15 protein-coding genes are annotated in these 18041 nt (G+C 44.4%); 13 read left to right on the top strand and 2 right to left on the bottom strand.

Translation table 11 applies throughout. The features are described from left to right. Nucleotides 1-289: 289 nt before the first annotated feature. On the bottom strand, nt 290-1576 hold the full coding sequence (locus EQO05_RS03555; protein ID WP_128503864.1) for a tRNA(Ile)(2)-agmatinylcytidine synthase: 1287 nt from the start codon (nt 1574-1576) through the stop codon (nt 290-292). A 150-nt stretch (nt 1577-1726) separates the two neighbouring features. Here EQO05_RS03555 and EQO05_RS03550 point away from each other — a divergent pair, with 150 nt between their 5' ends. Next, complete coding sequence (locus EQO05_RS03550; protein ID WP_128503862.1) at nt 1727-2710, top strand: transcriptional regulator; 984 nt, start codon at nt 1727-1729, stop codon at nt 2708-2710. A 551-nt stretch (nt 2711-3261) separates the two neighbouring features. Next, nucleotides 3262-3870 (top strand): phosphoribosylglycinamide formyltransferase, encoded by a 609-nt coding sequence (gene purN, locus EQO05_RS03545; RefSeq protein WP_128503860.1) that lies wholly within the window; start codon nt 3262-3264, stop codon nt 3868-3870. A 159-nt stretch (nt 3871-4029) separates the two neighbouring features. Here purN and EQO05_RS15400 read toward each other — a convergent pair whose 3' ends face one another. Then, the gene (locus EQO05_RS15400) at nt 4030-4191 is read right to left on the bottom strand and encodes a hypothetical protein (protein ID WP_164888454.1); all 162 of its coding nucleotides are present in this window, start codon (nt 4189-4191) and stop codon (nt 4030-4032) included. 88 nt (nt 4192-4279) lie between these two features. Here EQO05_RS15400 and glyA point away from each other — a divergent pair, with 88 nt between their 5' ends. From glyA to EQO05_RS03490, 11 genes are all read left to right on the top strand, one after another. Then, nucleotides 4280-5518, top strand: a complete 1239-nt coding sequence (gene glyA / locus EQO05_RS03540; RefSeq protein WP_128504159.1) for a bifunctional serine hydroxymethyltransferase/L-allo-threonine aldolase — start codon at nt 4280-4282, stop codon at nt 5516-5518. Between the two features lie 26 nt (nt 5519-5544). Further along, entirely contained in the window at nt 5545-6408 is an 864-nt protein-coding gene (locus tag EQO05_RS03535; protein WP_128503859.1) for a bifunctional methylenetetrahydrofolate dehydrogenase/methenyltetrahydrofolate cyclohydrolase, read from the top strand. A 925-nt stretch (nt 6409-7333) separates the two neighbouring features. After that, a complete protein-coding gene (folP, locus tag EQO05_RS03530; protein WP_128503857.1) occupies nt 7334-8560 on the top strand; it encodes a dihydropteroate synthase in 1227 nt (408 codons plus the stop codon). 2 nt (nt 8561-8562) lie between these two features. Further along, on the top strand, nt 8563-9177 hold the full coding sequence (locus tag EQO05_RS03525; RefSeq protein ID WP_128503855.1) for a methylenetetrahydrofolate reductase C-terminal domain-containing protein: 615 nt from the start codon (nt 8563-8565) through the stop codon (nt 9175-9177). Nucleotides 9178-9906: 729 nt separating this feature from the next. Further along, nucleotides 9907-10785 carry a methylenetetrahydrofolate reductase gene (locus EQO05_RS03520; protein WP_128503853.1) on the top strand — a complete coding sequence of 293 codons (879 nt, stop codon included), beginning with the start codon at nt 9907-9909 and terminating at the stop codon, nt 10783-10785. A gap of 259 nt (nt 10786-11044) precedes the next feature. Then, on the top strand, nt 11045-11854 hold the full coding sequence (gene cofE, locus EQO05_RS03515; protein ID WP_128503851.1) for a coenzyme F420-0:L-glutamate ligase: 810 nt from the start codon (nt 11045-11047) through the stop codon (nt 11852-11854). 293 nt (nt 11855-12147) lie between these two features. After that, nucleotides 12148-12414, top strand: a complete 267-nt coding sequence (gene trxA / locus EQO05_RS03510) for a thioredoxin (protein ID WP_128503849.1) — start codon at nt 12148-12150, stop codon at nt 12412-12414. Between the two features lie 697 nt (nt 12415-13111). Then, the gene (locus EQO05_RS03505; RefSeq protein ID WP_128503847.1) at nt 13112-13519 is read left to right on the top strand and encodes a DUF1699 family protein; all 408 of its coding nucleotides are present in this window, start codon (nt 13112-13114) and stop codon (nt 13517-13519) included. 422 nt (nt 13520-13941) lie between these two features. Next, a complete protein-coding gene (locus EQO05_RS03500) occupies nt 13942-14961 on the top strand; it encodes an MBL fold metallo-hydrolase (RefSeq protein ID WP_128503845.1) in 1020 nt (339 codons plus the stop codon). A gap of 280 nt (nt 14962-15241) precedes the next feature. Continuing rightward, a complete protein-coding gene (locus tag EQO05_RS03495; RefSeq protein ID WP_240664309.1) occupies nt 15242-15655 on the top strand; it encodes a hypothetical protein in 414 nt (137 codons plus the stop codon). A 466-nt stretch (nt 15656-16121) separates the two neighbouring features. Then, on the top strand, nt 16122-17888 hold the full coding sequence (locus tag EQO05_RS03490) for a ribosome biogenesis/translation initiation ATPase RLI (protein WP_128503841.1): 1767 nt from the start codon (nt 16122-16124) through the stop codon (nt 17886-17888). The last annotated feature ends 153 nt before the right edge of the window (nt 17889-18041 follow it).

Below are 18041 nucleotides of genomic sequence, written 5' to 3'. Positions count from 1 at the left end.
TCGAAAACGTCACAATCGGCGTGATAAACCGGCGCAACGGTTTCAACGCAAGCCTTTTCAAAAAAGGCTTGAGCGAAAACTTTTTTTGAAAAAGTTTTATCAAAAACTCATGATTTATCTATACTGGTGTAACCGGAGCGTGATCGACCGGCGCAACGCAAGCCTTTTACAAAAAGGCTTGAGCGAAAACTTTTTCAAAAAAAGTTTTATCAAAAACTAATTATTTATCTAAACCAACATAACCGGAGCGTGATAAACCGGCGCAACGGTTTCGGGTCAACGGTTCTTCTTAGCGGGCAGGGTGAATATTTAAGTCCGATTTTTGTTCCCTGACCAGGGGTTTTGCGAGATGTCGGCGGGCGCAGGGCGGGACTTCGTATAGTCCTGTGGTAAGGTCTCTTTTGACTTCACAGGTAAGCTTTGAGGCGGCATGGGTTCCACATTTTTTACAGCGGAAGCCCTGAACCTGGCCTGAGGATTTCATGTGTTTTCCACAGTTAGGGCACTCCGGGTTTTCTTCTTTATAGAGGGAAGCAATCGCTTTTACCTCGATTTTTTCGATGTTGAGAGTTCCGGAACTGACACTTCCCGACAATGCAACCCTATCTCCGGGCCTGAGCTTTCTTATAAGCAGCCGGAAATTCTTTGTAGGTTCAAAGGCTGCGCAGTCGATTTCATTTCCTTCCTTATCCCGGATTGGAAAGATAACATGCCCACCGGAAATAGTTCTCGGAGTTCCCGAAACTACGCCTTCGAGCCTGTAAGAATGCATATCCTGAATGTATGCGATACTCGATACGGAAAGCAGGTGCATGTCAGTGCCCTGGTTTGTCCTGTATACGGCAAAACGTTCCACAGGCTCAGCTCTGATCAGGGCTGCGGCTTCGGTAACTATTGCAGGGTTTTCTCCCCTGATCCCGAAAAGCACGGGGTCGGCTGAGTGAGGTACGCAGACAACAAGCCTGTTTTTGATGTCCACGGTATCCCAGGTTCCAGGATACGTCTTCCTGTCGGCTTCGAAGAAGCTTTCCTTTTCGACCTCTCGTGGCGTTCCCCAGCTTTCTTTTTGCCTGTATGCCAGGTGTTCGAAAGTGTGATCCCATGTTTCGAGGTTCAACATGGCCCCGCAGGCAGCAAGGGCGCCTATAAGGCCCCTTCCGTTTTTAAAGCCTTTTGAGGAAATCCCGAATTCCAAAATAAGGTTTTTTGCCTCTTTTATTTCGATCACATCCCTTATGGCTTTCTCCAGAAAGCTCTTCAGGACAGGGCTGAGTCTTTCGTAATCTTTTTCCAGAATAAAGACCGTGCCGGGATTGGTTTTTTCGCACTCCATGTGCGCAAGTTCTTCTATTCTGGATACTACATGAGCCCTTATCTTCTCCGGACAGTCAGTCCTGATCTTCAGGGCTACTGCAGCATTTCCTCTTGTTTTGTATGGGATGGTCGGATTCAGGCGTATAAGGAGCGGGAGGGTCTCCACGGTTCCATAAGCCTGAAGTTCGTCCAGCAGCAGAGCTCCGAGATATGTCGTGCACATTCCGTCGTTTGAGTCAGTATCATCAATTCCTATAATCATTTTTTTTCGGTTCCATTTCGCCTTTTAGTTTTCCAGATGCGTTTCCGATAAATACGGTTTTCGCTATTCTCCGGCGTATTTCTATATTATCAGGTTTCTCAAAAGTAAAGGAAAATATATATAGATGATCAAACAGAGATTGATACCGGAATGACAAAAGAAGTTCTCATACGTCAAATAATTGATGTATTGGCACGTGCAGGTTTTGCACTTTCCGATCGCTGTAATATTCGTCCGAGGAGTTTTGACGTTGCCGCACGGAAAGGCGAAACACTATTACTTTGCAAGGTTTTATTTAATATTGACGGCCTGAACGAAGAAACCGCCAGGGAGATGAAGTACCTGGCCGAATATCTTGGAGGCTCTGCTATTGTAGTGGGGGCAAAGACCAGAGACCAGATGCTTGAGGACAGCGTTGTTTACATGCGCTACGATATCCTTGCCCTGAACGTGCAGACCCTCCATGACTATTTTATTGAAAATGTTCCTCCCCTGGTTTCAGCAGCTCCAGGCGGGCTGTATGTTTCCATAGAAGGAGATCTACTGAAAAAAGCCAGGATGGATCAGTCAATGTCTCTTGGCACCCTTGCTGGTATGGTAGGGGTTTCAAGGAGAACTATCAGCAAGTACGAAGAAGAGGGCATGGACGCATCAATAGATGTCGTGCTTCATCTGGAGGATATTTTCGGAGTGGAGCTTGCAAGGCCAATTAATATCCTGAAATCCTGCGGAAGCAGAAAGCCCCGGAAGAAGATGGAAGCCAGAGCCGAAGGTCAGGAAAAATCCTTCATGCTTTTGCCGGAAGACCTTATCCTTAATACTATTTCCATGCTCGGATACGATGTTCTACCTACTGCGCAGGCTCCTTTCAAAGCCATTTCACGGGACAAATCCACAGTTATCCTTACGGGAGTCAGCGAATTCAATACGACCGTAATTAAAAGAGCTCATCTGATGAGCAGTATTTCCTGCGTTACCGAGACCCAGTCCGTATTCATTATCAACGGGCGCTCCAAAATAAAATCCGTAGAAAATACGGTCCTGATCGAGAAAAAAGAACTTGACAGGATAAGCGATTCAGAGGAACTCCTTGACTTTATAGAGGAACGCAAGGACAATCACGAAGGGGCGTAACACAAGCCTTTTCAAAAAAGGCTTGAGCGAAAACCTTTTGAGAAAAAGTTTTATCGCAAACTTTTTTAAAAAAGTTTGATCAAAAATGCATGCTTTATCGAAAAAGGCTTGACGGCGTGATCAACCGGCGCAACGGTTGTGCTTGAGTGAAAACCTTTTGATAAAAAGTTTTATCGCAAACTTTTTTAAAAAAGTTTGATCAAAAATGCATGCTTTATCGAAAAAGGCTTGACGGCGTGATCAACCGGCGCAACGGTTGTGCTTGAGCGAAAACCTTTTGAGAAAAAGTTTTATCGAAAACAACGTAACACGATTTTTTAGAAGAGTTGTGACGCAACTGTGACTACTGCAAGGATCTTAAATTATAGGATGCCCGGATATTTTTCCGGTTAAATGCTCTTGCCCTGACAATTTTCCGGGCTCTTCATTTTAGCCTGGTTCTGTTTAACAAATTTCCGGTTTTTCTTTATGGTATCGGGCAGAAACCGGCTGGTTATTTAGGGCATAGTTCCAAAAACCTAATATAGCACTGTTTCAATCTAAAAGCTTCGATGACGGTAAAGATTGCAGTGCTGGTTTCTGGAAGGGGTTCGAATCTCCAGGCGATTATGGACAGCATTGAGAAGGGTTACATAAAGAATGCGGCAATTAATGTAGTTATTTCCAATAAGGCAAATGCCTATGCACTCGAACGTGCAGGGAATTACGGAATAAGCACGGTTTTCCTTGACCCGGAAGAATATGACCGGGCTGAGTATGATAAGGCGATTCTGGATATTCTTAACCGGTACGATACGGACCTTCTTCTGCTTGCAGGTTATTTCCGGCTTTTGGGAAACGAAATAATTGAGGTCTACAGGAACAGAATTATGAATATTCATCCTTCTCTTCTTCCGGCTTTTAAAGGACTTCACGCCCAGAAACAGGCCTTTGAGTACGGGGTAAAGGTTGCCGGTTGTACAGTGCACTTTGTAGATGAAGGTCTGGATTCAGGGCCGATAATCCTCCAGAGGTGCGTACCTGTGCTTCCCGAAGATACGGAAGAGGCTCTTACTGCCAGAATTCTGGAACAGGAACACGTTATATATCCTGAAGCAGTCAGGCTCTTTACCGAGGGTAAACTTAAAATTGAGGGCAGAAATGTAGTAACCCGGACTTAAGCAGACGTTTAAAAATAATACAAAACCGGAACAGATTTTACCGGGTAACAACTTCATTAATCCCTGATAATTATAAATAATTCAAACTTATAGGTATCCCACGAAATCTCACAGCCAGAAGGGCTTTCCAGGTTTCGAAATTTCCTATCTTCAAGATATTCAGGAGTTTTTTGCCGGAAGTTCTGAAATTTCAGTATGAAAAATCCACCCATCAGGAAGGTTTAGAGCCTGTTTGATTACACTCCCGCTTATCCGGCGGTTCTCACCGCTGAATGCCCCTGCCTCTTGAGAGCTTTCCAGGCTGTCAGGCAGCTCCTGCATATATGCGCACGTTAGCGTTAAACAACCCATCAATCCAAGCCACAAAAAATCTTGATTTTGAACAATTTTAAGTGAACAGGTGACAGTAATGTCTTATATTGAAAAAATTGATCCGGAATTGTCCGAGGCTATCAAGAACGAAGCCGAGCGCCAGGAATTTAAATTGAACCTTATCGCATCCGAAAATTATGCGAGCAAAGCCGTTATGGAAGCTCAGGGTTCCATTCTGACCAACAAGTATGCTGAAGGATATTCCGGCAAGCGATACTACGGCGGCTGCGATTTCGTAGACGTTGCTGAAGACCTTGCAATTGCCAGGGCAAAGGAAATTTTTAACGCAAATTATGTAAACGTCCAGCCTCACTCGGGTTCAGGGGCGAACATGGCTGTATATTTCTCGGTTTTGCGGCCAGGAGATACCATTATGTCCATGGACCTCTCGCACGGCGGACATCTTTCCCACGGCAGCCCGGTAAGTTTTTCCGGAAAGCTCTATAATATTGTGCCTTACGGGGTCAGTAAAGAGACTGAAATACTGGACTATTCCGCACTTCTGGAGCAGGCAAAGGAATGCAAACCTCAAATGATTGTTTGCGGAGCCTCAGCTTATCCTCGTGAAATCGATTTCAAACAATTCCGTGAGATTGCTGACGAGGTCGGAGCATATCTGCTTGCTGACATTGCCCACATTGCAGGACTTGTAGTTGCAGGTGTGCACCAGAGCCCTGTGCCTTACGCAGACTTCGTCACCAGCACAACCCACAAGACGCTGCGGGGCCCGAGAGGCGGAATGATTATTTCAAAGACAGAAGAACTTGCTGCCGGTGTAAACAAGGCGGTTTTCCCTGGCATTCAGGGCGGTCCTCTCATGCATATCATAGCCGGAAAGGCCGTAGCTTTTAAAGAAGCCATGAGTGCGGAATTCAAGCAGGACCAGATGCAGACCGTAAAGAACGCGAAAACCCTCTGCAAATGCCTGAAAGAAAAGGGCTTTGATATCGTGTCTGGCGGCACGGACAACCATCTTATGCTTGTCAACCTCAATAACATGAATATAACAGGTAAAGACGCAGAAGCCGCCATGAGCAAAGCCGGAATTATTGCAAATAAAAACACGGTACCCTTTGAGACCCGCAGCCCATTTGTCACGAGCGGAGTAAGGCTCGGAACCCCAGCCTGTACCACAAGGGGTATGAAGGAAAAGGAAATGGAATTAATTGCCGACTATATTGAGATCGCGATCAAGAATGCAGATAACGATAATCTCCTGTCGGAAACAAGTGGCAAGGTCAGGGAACTCTGTTCAAGGTTCCCGGTCTATTGCTAATTGAAGAGGTTGGGGTGCTTTTACCAATGTCAACTGAAGGCTATGAATCAAAGATCATAGACGGGAAAGTTCTTGCAAAGCAAATTGAAGACGAGGTGGAGTCAGGAGTTGAAGCCCTGGAAAGCGGCCGCGGAATCACGCCTGGGCTTGCAACCGTTCTTGTAGGCGACGACCCTGCTTCCAGAATGTACGTCCGCCTGAAACATAGAGCCTGTGAACGTGTTGGCATCCGGGCAGAAGACCACTTCCTGCCGACAGAGACCACTCAGGAGGAACTTCTCTCCGTGATCGACAGTCTTAACGGAAATAAAGATGTGCACGCAATCCTGCTCCAGCTTCCGCTTCCGAAACACCTTCTTCCTCAGGAAGCAATGGAAGCTATAGCCCCTGAGAAAGATGCGGACGGTTTTCATCCATACAATATGGGAAAGCTGATGATAGGGGACGAAGGGCTCGTTCCCTGCACTCCGCATGGGATTATCCGGGCGCTTGAAGAATATAATGTGCCTGTCAAAGGCAAAAACGTAGTTATTGTCGGGCACAGCAATGTTGTTGGAAAACCCATGGCAGCAATGTTCCTTAACCGGAACGCAACCGTTTCAGTCTGTCACGTATTTACCGATGACCTTAAAAAATATACTCTCGGCGCAGATATCCTGGTGGTTGCAGCTGGAGTGAAACACCTTCTCAAAGCCGATATGGTAAAGGAAGGGGCAGTAATCTTTGACGTGGGCATTACCCAGGAAAAAGATGGCGTGTACGGAGACGTAGATTTCGAAAATGTGGTTAAGAAGGCTGCCCTGATTACACCTGTCCCTGGCGGGGTGGGTCCTGTAACCGTTGCCATGCTGATGAAGCATGTACTTAGATGTGCAGAAAAGAATTTTTGAAGCTTTTTTATTAAGGCCTTTTTACCAGGCCTTTTATTAAGGCTTTTTTACCAGGCTTTTTAATCTTCTTTTTTATCGTGATAGCATTTTTTAGATTTCCGTGACATTCGTATAGCTATTAAGTAAACTTTGTGACACCGGATATCACATTAAAGCACTGTGTTGTCAGGTTTTAAAGCATCAGAAGCAGGTTAAGGTGCCGGATTGTAAGGTTAAGGTATGGGACTATCAGTTCGTATACTTCTTATCTTGCCCATTTCACATTAAAGCAAGCAAAGTTGTCTTTCCCAATTGTGCCAGATCAGGAAATCCGACCCTGTTTCCTCCTTCTTGCCGGTTTACGATAACAGCAGTTGGTTTTTATAGATAATTCCTTAATTAATGTACGATATTGCTTTCCCAATTGTATCAGACTAATTCCACACATCAATATTTTTATGTATTATTGAAGCTTATTTAACTACAGTAACAGTTTCCTGCCCGTAATACTCGAAATGATCTTTTGAGTTTAATTCTATGGATTTAATACTATAAAATGTTCGGCCGGTAGAATGAGGTCCAATGTAAATTTTGAAACGTGTTCAGCCCTTTCTTAAACAGGTCTTAATCAAATCTACCTGATAAATTCAGCTGATATGTATTAATTAATATATGATTACAGTGATTATTCACTTAAGCCTTATAATTCTCCATCAATTAAATTCCCCCTATCCGGAAATTTCTGGTGACGGAATAAAAAACACTTTCATAGAATCTCCCGGAAAACGAAATAAATTACACCTCTGCGATGAGTGTCGTATTGTTAAAATATATGGCAATTGAAAAATCCCTGTGAATCCGGCTTCCGTCAATGCCTGTTTACAAGTGTATATTAAGTGTCTGCTGGTGTTAATTCATTTAAAACCCATAAATCTGGTTGTCAAAAATGGTTGTTGATACTGATATCTGCGGTATGAAATTAGGAGACCAGTACCCCTCACATGTAATGGGTATTATTAACCTGAGCCCGGAATCATTTTACGAAAGCTCGGTTATAAGTCCGGACTCTGCGCTTGATATAGCTCTGAAAATGGTTGAGGATGGAGCAACTTTTCTTGATCTTGGAGCCCGTTCAACCTGGCGCTTCTCCGAACCTATAAGCAGGAAAGAAGAACTCAAACGTCTTTTACCAGTGCTCGAAGCTCTTGAAGGTAATGTGGATGCCGTGATCTCGGTGGACACCATGTTTTCCGAAATCGCGGAAGAAGCTCTTAAAAACGGAGCTCAGCTGATTAATGACGTTTCCGGGTTTACGGCAGACCCCGGAATGATTAAGGTGGTAGCAGACTACGGATGTCCTGCTGTTGTCATGGCCTCAAACAAGGTTCCGGGTGATCCTCTCGGAATGGATGCCATTATCGGATCGCTTGACTCCATAATACAGGCTGCTGAAGCAGGCGGTATAAATCCGAAAAATCTTATACTTGACCCTGCAATAGGCAGATGGACGGAAGAAAAACTTCCCATCTATGACTTCGAAACCCTCGACGATTTCGAACGTCTTAAAATTTTTGAAAAACCTTTGCTAGCGGCCCTCTCAAGAAAATCTTTCATAGGAGATGTACTTGGAAAACCTGCTACTGAAAGGCTCTACGGCAGTCTGGCTGCAGCAGCTATTGCAGTTTACAAAGGTGCTCATATTATCCGTACGCATGATGTGCTTCAGACCTCCGATGTTGTAAAGCTTTCAGGTGCTCTCAGGAGCCGGCCAAGTGTAGTAAAAGAAGGCAGGTATGAGGTCTCTGTAGTTGAAGTAAAGTCTCCACAGGACGCAGCCATTGTAATGCGGAAACTTGGGGTAACCAGGACCGGTTCACAGGTGATGCAGGACAAAAGCGTTCATCTTATGCTGAAAATCTCTAACCTTACAACCACCGAGGCTTTGATAATAAAGCAAGAAATGCTCGCTCGGGGAGGGGATGCAGCCCTGACAAGAGATGCGGTTTCCCATGAAACAGAGGCGACTGATGTGCTCGTAATGGGCACTCTGCTTCAGCTTGGGCGCCTTGCCAGGAAACTTGAAGGGCAGGCGCGTTCTCTTCCGCTTATTGCCGAAATGATTCGTGAATGTATTGCAAACCGGAGCGATCTGGAATATCGATATTTGAGGTAATTATGATTATAACTTCAGCAAAACCCCTTGAGGAAATCCTGGCTCTGTTAAAGGACGAGGACTATATCTTCGTAATCGGATGCAATGTCTGCGCTGCAAAACTGAAGACCGGTGGAGAACCCGAGGTGCTTGAGATGTGCAGACGGCTTGAGGAAAACGGAAAGCATGTAGTGGGCTGGGCTCTCCCCACCGCAGCCTGCAGCGTCCGGTCTTTTGACGCCCTGGTCCAGAAGAATGAAAAGATCAGAGAGGCGCGCTGCATCCTGGTTATGGGCTGTGGTAGTGGAATCTCAACGGTTGCAAGTGTAACGGAGGTGCCTGTATTAGGTTCAAATGATACTCTCTCTCTGGGAGGCTCAAGTGAAGGTAAGCTGCTCTCAGATCAGTGTGTAATGTGTGGAAAATGCACAATTGGTGAATTCGGGGGTCTCTGCCCCAAAGCCCAGTGTCCAAAAAGTCTTCTGAATGGACCTTGTGGAGGATCTATTGACGGGATGTGTGAAGTCAATAGAGAGAACGACTGTGTGTGGACTCTGATTTATAACAGACTGAATAAAATCAACAGGCTTGATCTTCTTTACACGGTTCATGCCCCACAGGAGCATGGAATTAAGTAACTCTTTTTAACTCTTTTAATTTACATAATTTACCTCTTTTTTTCATTTAATAATTAACTCGATTTCCACCCAGTTCGAATAACTAACTTCCATTTTTTATTCATTACTTTTAATAAGGTTGAAAACTCTCTCCAGGCCGTTTTTTATATACGGAAATTCTGCGAACTGAGATTAAAAACCCTAAAACCCTTTGTCCTGGATCTTAACGGTAAAGAGATAAAGGCGGTTTGAGAATCCCATTCTTCTTATCCTTAAATAAAGGCCGGTCTTATTTTAAACCTGCTGAGTTAGTCAAAGTTGCTAATCCCCTGAATCTGATTCTGTTCCATACAGGCTAAAACCGGCTGGTGCTAAAGAGCCGCAGGTTAATCTGCTAGCCCGAAAGAAGCTTGATCCTGGTCTGAAGAATAGTCTGAAGAATATTATCTTAAACTGAAGAAAGACTAACTCTGGTTTAGATATGATTAATTTTGATCTTGAAAACAATTTAAATTAACATAATGCCGGGAACCGTCCTGAGGCATAATTACCCGAAGGACGGTTGAGTGAGGCTATGTGAGGGAGCCGTTGACGGAATCAGTCAGGGGCTGACCGGAACAAAGCTAGAGGAACAATTACATTATTTTTCTCCTCAGCACTTAAAATTAGTCAAGAAATCTGGTGTTCCTTACGTTGTCGTGCTCCTGAGGAGCATGGTTTAAATAATTTCATTCCTAATATTCTTATTCAATGCTTTTTAATTTTCGTGAAAAACTGAATTCCAGCAAATTTCTGGTTACTGCTGAAGTCTCCCCTCCCAAGGGCACAAGGTTTTCAGCCCCCCTGGAAGATGCTCGTCAGCTCAAAGGCATTGCAGATGCTCTAAATGTTACAGACAATCAGTGCTCGATTATGCACATGAGTTCTCTGGCTTTTAGCAAGCTTCTGCTTGACGAAGGGCATGAGCCTATTATGCAGCTTACCTGCAGGGATAGGAACAGGATCGGGCTTCAGTCAGATCTTCTGGGAGCATATGCTCTGGGTATCCGGAATATCTGCTTGATGACAGGGGATTTTCCTTCTTGTGGGGATCACCCTGGTTCAAAGCCCGTATACGATCTCGATTCCGTGCAGTTTCTTCAACTTGTCCGAAAGCTAGATTCAGGCATAGATTTCGCAGGAAACAGGCTGGACGGAGGGACTTCTTTTTGTGCAGGGGCGGTCTCTGGCATAGATCCCGAGAAAACAATCCAGCTCATAAAGCTTGAAAAGAAAGTCAGGTGCGGAGCTGACTTTATTCAGACTCAGGCTGTCTATGATGTGGGCATGTTCGAAGAGTTTATGGAGGCTACCAGCCACCTTGAAGTACCTGTTATTGCCGGGCTGATTCCCCTCAAATCCCTGGGCATGGCAGAATTCATGAACAAAAATATTTCGGGAATTAATGTGCCTGAGGAGATTATGCTCCGCATAAAAGACGCACCTGACCCGGTGGAAGAAGGCCTTTCCATAGCTTCGGAGACTATAAAAGAGCTTATTAAACTCTCAAGAGGAGTCCACATCATGCCTGTAGGTTCGCATAAGAATACTCCAAAACTGCTTTCTCTGGCTGGACTTTCCGGAAAATAATTACTGTGGGGGGTTTAAATAGGCTCTGCACCGGAAGAATCTTTTTTCCACTTTTTCAGCGGTAGAGTTCTGTATTACCCTGTGTCCCGTGCCTGAGTCTTTTATTCTCCCTGAGCATTTTATTTGCTGATCGCCTCGCATCTTTTTTAAAGCCTTTGGATACCTTTATCAATATCCTGCAGTATTTTACGCTTTGATTTCGCATCTATTTTTGATTCAGCAAAACAGGCAAATTATTAGCTTCTAAAGGCAATAGAATATGAGTTCAGAAAACACTTCCATCCAGATGTTCGGGATAAAGACCCCTGTAATCCGGGAAGGGGACGATGTGGTACAGATTTTAGAAACGGCTCTGGAGGAATCAGGTCTTGTCCCGGTTGACGGGGATATTTTCGTGCTTGCCGAATCAGCGGTCGGCACGGCAGAAAAAAGAGTCGTCAGGCTTACAAGTGTCACTCCCGGCAAAAGGGCAAAGGAGCTTGGGGAACGGTATGGTATTGATCCCAGGGAAATGGAACTCATACTTCAGGAGTGCGATGAGATTTTCGGGGGCGTGCCCGGAGCTGCTCTTACAATTACAAAAGGTGTTCTGGCTCCCAATGCAGGCATTGATGCTTCCAATGCACCTGAAGGCCATGTAATCCTGCTTCCGGAAGACCCTCGAAAAAGTTCCGACAATATCCGGCACAGGCTTGAGCAGCGTTACTCATGCAGGCTTGGGGTAATCATCGGAGATAGCAGGACGCAGCCTCTCAGGCTTGGCTGTTCGGGGATCGCGCTTGGAGTCTCAGGCTTTGTGCCTGTGGAAGATGCCCGGGGGTCTAATGATATCTATGGGAGACCTCTGCGTATTACGTATAAGGCTGTAGCAGATAACCTTGTCTCGGCTGCCGAACTTCTTATGGGAGAAGCCGGGGAAAGAGTGCCCTGCGTGCTGGTCCGTGGCGCTCCTGTAAGTATGGTGAATGAGTCTCCGGATATGCCAACGATCTCTATGGAGGGTTGTATGTATTTCGGCAACGTAATTCGGGGCAGGACCGGAAACAAATATACGGGGAAAAATGAATAATTCCTTAGTTCAGTTGAATTCAGTGAGGCTTTCTCTTAGAATATGTTTACAGTAAAACCCGCTAGCTTGAGATAAGCGTTATATATTCTCGAAGATAATATATACAATTATTAAGTCCCGACCCTGTATTTGGTAAATCCAGCTTTCAGGTCGCTTATCATCAGGATTGGGTTTCCGGCAGCTTTATCGTACAGGCCTTACAGCCAGCATATGTATGATTCTTCTGTAAGCTTCCCGGAGTGGATTAAACAAAAAAGAAAGTCTCAGACGTTTCAAAATATACAGGTGATTTTATGAAACCGATGTTATTGGACTTTTCCGCAACATGGTGTGGACCTTGCAGGATGCAAAAACCGATTCTTGAAGAGCTCGAGAAAAAGTACGGGGATAAAGTTGAGTTCAAAGTTGTCGATGTGGATGAAAACCAGGAGATGGCATCCAAATACGGCATACACGCTGTCCCCACCCTGATCATTGAGAAAGACGGGACTGAAGTAAAACGCTTCATGGGGGTAACTCAGGGCAGTATACTGGCATCGGAGCTCGATAGGCTCCTCTGACCTTCAGTTCTTCTGACAAAGACCGCCCGGGGGACTCCAGAACCCGGGTTAATCTTTGCCTGCTTTTTAAGCTTTCTTATAGCTCATGCGACTGAAAATTTAAGTGAAAATATATCTCCAGATCTGACTATTTCTTTACGAGCTTTTATTTGCTTATGGGTAAATCCTATTTCCTTTGTAGCAAGTTTATTTCTTTTTCAGTGATCTTTATTTCTTTCACAGATGAGCCTTATTTTTTTTCAGATAAATTTCATTTCTTTTTCAGATAAATTTCATTTCTTTTATGTGAAACGTTTAGGTAGCTCCTTTCTGTGCTCCACTGCCCACTGCGGGCCATTTTTAACAAACTTATCCGTAACCGAATTTCCCTCATTAAGACTGAAAATGTCTTGCTGAGGCTACCTGGTGAAAAGATATGATATCTTCATAAGAACAATAATAATTATATCAGTTACTAAGAAAAAATTCTATAAGTAGCAATGGTGAAAAGGGAATCAAAATAGAAAACGATTCGTAATAATTGCATGCGCTCCATTTTCCTTTTCTGTGTTGGAGGATCTAAAAAATATTTTGCGGATAGAAAATCGAGAATACTATCTAAATAATGTTAGTTGAATGAGATAAATATTTATAGTCAGTATGTCCTACTTATATCAATGTAAAAACGTAAAAAAATTTACAGTGGGAAGAGAAAAACATGAAAATCCGAGTGGTTAGTTCCAGAGAAGAAATCTTTACACTTAACCCTAATGAGCGTGTTGTTCACCTGGCTTTCAGGCCGTCGAACAAGGATGTTTTGGGACTGGTTGAGACCTGCCCGAGACTTGAGGTAATTCAGTTACCCAAATCTTATATGGCCACAGTTTCAAAATCCATAGAAATGTTCCTTCAGATGCAGAGAATCCAGCTCATCGAAGGTGATGTATGGGGTCACAGAAAAGATATAAACGAATATTACACCATTCCGTCCTCGGTTACTGAAAAAATAAAGGAGATGAGGTCAGAAGGCAGATCCACTGAGGATATTGAAGCAAGGGTCTCAAGGGAAAGCAAGCTTAATCCCGAACTGGTTGCTTATATCATCACCAAGGAAGCCTCTGCCTGATCCGGGCAGGGTAAGGATGCTATCGGATGCTTTACTGGGGATCGACCGTAAAGATGTCGAAGCTTTCGCGCTTTTGCGGTCCGATCTCCGGCTTAATTTTTTTTGGAAAAGGCTGATTTCAGGAGGAAGTAAAAAACATTAAAGCATAACTGAGGTTTACTTTTCAAGATCTCGAGACTTTTTCTTATTTATTAAGTTCTTTTACGCTCTTTTTAAAAAGGCTTGCATCCGGGGAATAACTGATCTCCCGTGGTTTTGAATTTCTCAGGTATTGATTTTATTTTAGAGATTCCGGCTCTATTTGAAACAAGTCTGATCTGGCTTCAATGCTAATTTCATATTTTTATGTCTCAAGATGTATACGAATCTACAGCTTTTCCCTAAGCTTAAATATCTTAAGTATTATTTCCTCAAGGATTTACGTGATTTCTAAAAAACTTATTGATCTTGGTGTGCTGGCGCTCAGGCAGCGCAACTCTCGCGGGACTTTTAAACCGCATATTTCCATCCGGTTCAGGGACTGTGCCGGGGACTTGCGCACCTTTTCCGTTGACACTACCCGCACGCCTGGAAAGCATCTCCAGCCCGATGCCTATCTCATTACCCATGCCCATTCCGACCATCACGGAAAATCGGCTATGCTCTCTCCCAATGCCGTCTGTTCGGAAAAAACCGCAGTGGCGCTTGAAATCCGGCATGACAGGAAATACGCGGGCAGCACGTTCAGGCTTGGGAATGAAATCGATATCGAAGGAACAAAAGTAAAGACTTTCCCCACGGAACATACGGTAGGAGCAACGGCTTTTTACTGGGAAAACGACGTAGGTACAAGGATTCTGGTTACAGGGGATATCAAAGATGCAGACGGGCTTCCTCCCTGTGACGTCCTTATTACTGAGGCTAACTATGGAGACCCGGCCGATCCCTCATGCCATTTTGCAGATGATCTCGAAGGCATGAAATCTGCGCTTTTTCAAAACGGGCCGGTTGCCTTCGGAGCATACGAATTCGGGAAAGCCCAGCGCGCAGTTGAACTTATAAGAGGCTTTGGATACGACGGGGCGATCCGCATGGAGGCCAGGACAAGAGCTCTTACCCGCAGCATGCTTGAGAATGCCGGGGAACTGGCAGGGCTTGACTCCGGAGAGGAAGACGCAGTTTTCGTAGTCGCTCCCTGGGACCTTGACAAGCTTCCCTGGAATATGAAAAAGTATGTGCTCAGTTGCCGCATGGATTATCCCTATCCCACAATCCGGATAAGCGACCATCTTGATGCCTGCGGGCTTGAAAACATGGTCAGGAAACTTTCGCCCGAAGTTACGCTTGTCTATCACCCTGGAGGGCATAGGCCTTCAAAGTTTTCAAAACATTTAAATTCAATAGGAATCGATTCGATATCCATAGATCAGATCGGTAATGTTTTAAGCAATGGATTTATTTAAAGCTGTGAAATCCAGTTTTTAAATCTCATAATTTGATCTCAATTATCTGCTTTCAACAATTTATTTCGTTATCCGATCCATTTATTTATTCAAAATAGTTCAGTTGTGAGAATCTTATTTCAATAATTTAATTCTAATAATTTAAATATAATGATCTTAATCTGATAGCACGGATCTGCGAGTTCAGATCTTAATATTCAGGTCTAATTTTAACTGAGATTAGATCCTGACTACGATTACATCCCGGGAATGTTAATTGCCGTTCAGGAGAGTATACAGCTTGAGTAAGCAAACCCCCAAGTCAAAGTCCAGAAAAGAACCCGCAAAAATTACACAGGCTGCTGCAGAAGGGCCTGTCGCAAAGGTTGAGACTCCGGAAAAGAAGAGCTTTATTAAGGAAAGGACACCTGAAGAAAAGCAAAAGGAGCACAGGGACGGAATTGTAAAAACAATAGTAGCGGGAGTACTTGGCACAATCGCAGGAATTTTATGTTTCCGCCTCTACGGAACCGGAGAAGACAGGCTCTGGTATGCCATAATTATGATCGTTATTGGGGTTACGTACTACCTACAGAAACTCATCTACCCTCAACTCAAGATCAACACAAAGGAATTCAAATTCAAGGACTGGTTTTACGTAGAGTTCGTAATTCTTGATTTCTTCCTTGTTGTCTGGACTCTCCTGCTGAATTAAAATCTTCTTTAAATCTTCTTTCCTGAACTGCAAAAGGCTTTCCTGAAATTGAAAGCCTTTTATACAGGTTTCTTTACTACAGAGCTTTTTGTTACAGATTTTTCTATTTGATTTACAAAATTCCTGTGAGATTGGTTTCTCCTGTAAGATTGATTTGCCCGTTCACTTTGCCAAATCCGCCTGTTTACTCAATTAAACTCCGGGGCGATTCCACGCCCGCAATCGTCCAACGGTTCATATACCAGAGCAGGTATTTCATAACCGAAACTGCTGTATATGTACAATAAATTTTTCAATAGGGTACCTTTACATTATTATATTGCCCTGCCGTGATAATTGCTCTCTACTATAGCAAATATCAATATTGTCACGCGCCTCTCTTGAAAATTTCAGCAGGTACGTATTCCATCTTATCTGATAAATCAAGGAAAAAATCAAGGAAAAAACGTAATTTTCGGGGACTATTATGAGAATAGCTATACTTAATAAAGATAGATGTCAGCCCAGACGGTGCAGCAAAGAGTGCGAGAAGTACTGCCCGAGGGTTCGGACAGGGGACGAGACGATTGTTTTTGAGGACGGCGGAAAACCCGTCGTTTCCGAGGAACTCTGTGTAGGCTGCGGGATTTGCGTTAACAAATGCCCTTTTAAAGCTATTATGATTATAGGGCTTCCTGAAGCTCTGAAGGAGCCGACTCACAGGTATGGACCGAACGGTTTTGCCCTTTTCGGGCTGCCTGTGCCCAGGACAGGAAAAGTAACAGGAATTCTCGGCCCTAACGGGATAGGAAAAAGTACCTCCGTTCAAATTCTTTCAGGAGCTTTAATCCCGAACTTCGGACAGGAAAAAGGCGATTGGGATACTGTGCTTGAGCACTACGCCGGAAGCGCGCTTTACGACTATTTCAAGGCTGTAGCGGACGGAAAGGTCCGGGTTTCCCAGAAGCCCCAGTATGTGGACCTGATACCTAAGGCTTTCAAAGGAAAAACCTCCGAACTGCTTGGAAAAACCGATGAGAGGGGAATTCTTGATGAGCTTATTGATTACCTTGACCTGAGAGGAGTAATCGACAGGAAAATCTCGGAGTTGAGCGGTGGGGAATTGCAGCGTGTGGCAATCGCAGCATGTGCAGCCAGGGATACCCAGTTCTACTTCTTTGACGAAATCAGTCCTTATCTCGACATCTACCAGAGGATTAATGTTGCCCGCCTGATCCAGAAGATTTCAAAGGACAGGGCTGTACTTGTGGTAGAACACGACCTTGCAATCCTTGATATGCTTACAGATGTAATCCATATTGCTTATGGAGAGCCTGCAGCTTTTGGTGTGGTCACTCTTCCGAAGAGTGTACGTGTTGGGATCAACCAGTATCTTAAAGGTTACCTCCCCGAGGAAAACATAAGGATCCGGCCTGAAGCCATTAAATTTGAAGTCCACCCTCCAAGAGAAGACTACCAGTTAAGATCAATGGTTACTTTTAACGGTTTTTCAAAGAAATTCGGGGACGGCTTCTCCCTGAAAGCCACAGGCGGCAGCCTTCGGGAAGGCGAAGTGCTCGGAATAGTGGGCCCGAACGGAATAGGAAAGTCTACCTTCGTAAAAATCCTTGCCGGGGAAATCAAGCCTGATGAGGGTGACCCAGGCATAGATGTCAAGATTTCTTACAAGCCTCAGTACATTAAAGCCGATACTCCGGTTAGCGTACAGGACTTCCTGCGTGGGATCTCAAAGCAGTTCGGGACAAGTTACTACGAGGTCGAGATTTCGAATCCGCTCCAGCTTGAAAAGATCTATGACAGCCTGCTTACGGATCTAAGTGGCGGAGAACTGCAAAGGGTAGCAATTGCAGCCTGCCTTTCTCAGGAAGCCGACCTCTATATTCTGGACGAGCCCAGTGCCCACCTGGATGTGGAACAGCGTTCCATGGTCACAAAAGTCATTAACCGCTTTGCTGAAAGTAATCAGAAAACAGCCCTTGTTGTAGACCATGATATCTACATGGTAGATATGTTGAGCCAGCGCCTAATGGTTTTCGAAGGCAAACCCTCGATATACGGTGAAGCGCATGGCCCGTTCAGCATGGAAGCCGGCATGAACAGATTCCTGAAAAACCTGGGCATAACCTTCCGCCGGGACGAGGAAACAAGGCGTCCGCGTGTGAATAATCTTGGCTCAAGGCTTGACAGGGAACAGAAGGAGAGTGGAAATTACTATTATTCGGCTGGTAATTAAATTCTCCAGACCATTAAATCAGTTAGACTAACATTAATATTATGTCAGTTTGAAAAGTTCCTGAATCTGGTTCCCTTAACCGGGAACCCGGAACTTTGCAGAGTCTTTTGCATATGTTTTGAAGAGATTGTGCAGAAAATATTTTTTCGTTAA

Source organism: Methanosarcina sp. MSH10X1, assembly GCF_004099695.1.
In the GTDB taxonomy this organism is placed as follows: domain Archaea; phylum Halobacteriota; class Methanosarcinia; order Methanosarcinales; family Methanosarcinaceae; genus Methanosarcina.
The sequence above is the reverse complement of the archived record's forward strand: the minus strand, read 5'-3'. Positions and strand labels throughout refer to the sequence as shown.

Excerpts from the sequence above, each read along its gene's own strand:
- EQO05_RS03555 (WP_128503864.1), bottom strand. The coding sequence starts at position 1,576 with ATGATTATAGGAATTGATGATACTGACTCAAACGACGGAATGTGCACG.
- EQO05_RS03550 (WP_128503862.1), top strand. The coding sequence starts at position 1,727 with ATGACAAAAGAAGTTCTCATACGTCAAATAATTGATGTATTGGCACGT.
- purN (WP_128503860.1), top strand. The coding sequence starts at position 3,262 with ATGACGGTAAAGATTGCAGTGCTGGTTTCTGGAAGGGGTTCGAATCTC.
- EQO05_RS15400 (WP_164888454.1), bottom strand. The coding sequence starts at position 4,191 with ATGCAGGAGCTGCCTGACAGCCTGGAAAGCTCTCAAGAGGCAGGGGCA.
- glyA (WP_128504159.1), top strand. The coding sequence starts at position 4,280 with ATGTCTTATATTGAAAAAATTGATCCGGAATTGTCCGAGGCTATCAAG.
- EQO05_RS03535 (WP_128503859.1), top strand. The coding sequence starts at position 5,545 with ATGTCAACTGAAGGCTATGAATCAAAGATCATAGACGGGAAAGTTCTT.
- folP (WP_128503857.1), top strand. The coding sequence starts at position 7,334 with ATGGTTGTTGATACTGATATCTGCGGTATGAAATTAGGAGACCAGTAC.
- EQO05_RS03525 (WP_128503855.1), top strand. The coding sequence starts at position 8,563 with ATGATTATAACTTCAGCAAAACCCCTTGAGGAAATCCTGGCTCTGTTA.
- EQO05_RS03520 (WP_128503853.1), top strand. The coding sequence starts at position 9,907 with ATGCTTTTTAATTTTCGTGAAAAACTGAATTCCAGCAAATTTCTGGTT.
- cofE (WP_128503851.1), top strand. The coding sequence starts at position 11,045 with ATGAGTTCAGAAAACACTTCCATCCAGATGTTCGGGATAAAGACCCCT.
- trxA (WP_128503849.1), top strand. The coding sequence starts at position 12,148 with ATGAAACCGATGTTATTGGACTTTTCCGCAACATGGTGTGGACCTTGC.
- EQO05_RS03505 (WP_128503847.1), top strand. The coding sequence starts at position 13,112 with ATGAAAATCCGAGTGGTTAGTTCCAGAGAAGAAATCTTTACACTTAAC.
- EQO05_RS03490 (WP_128503841.1), top strand. The coding sequence starts at position 16,122 with ATGAGAATAGCTATACTTAATAAAGATAGATGTCAGCCCAGACGGTGC.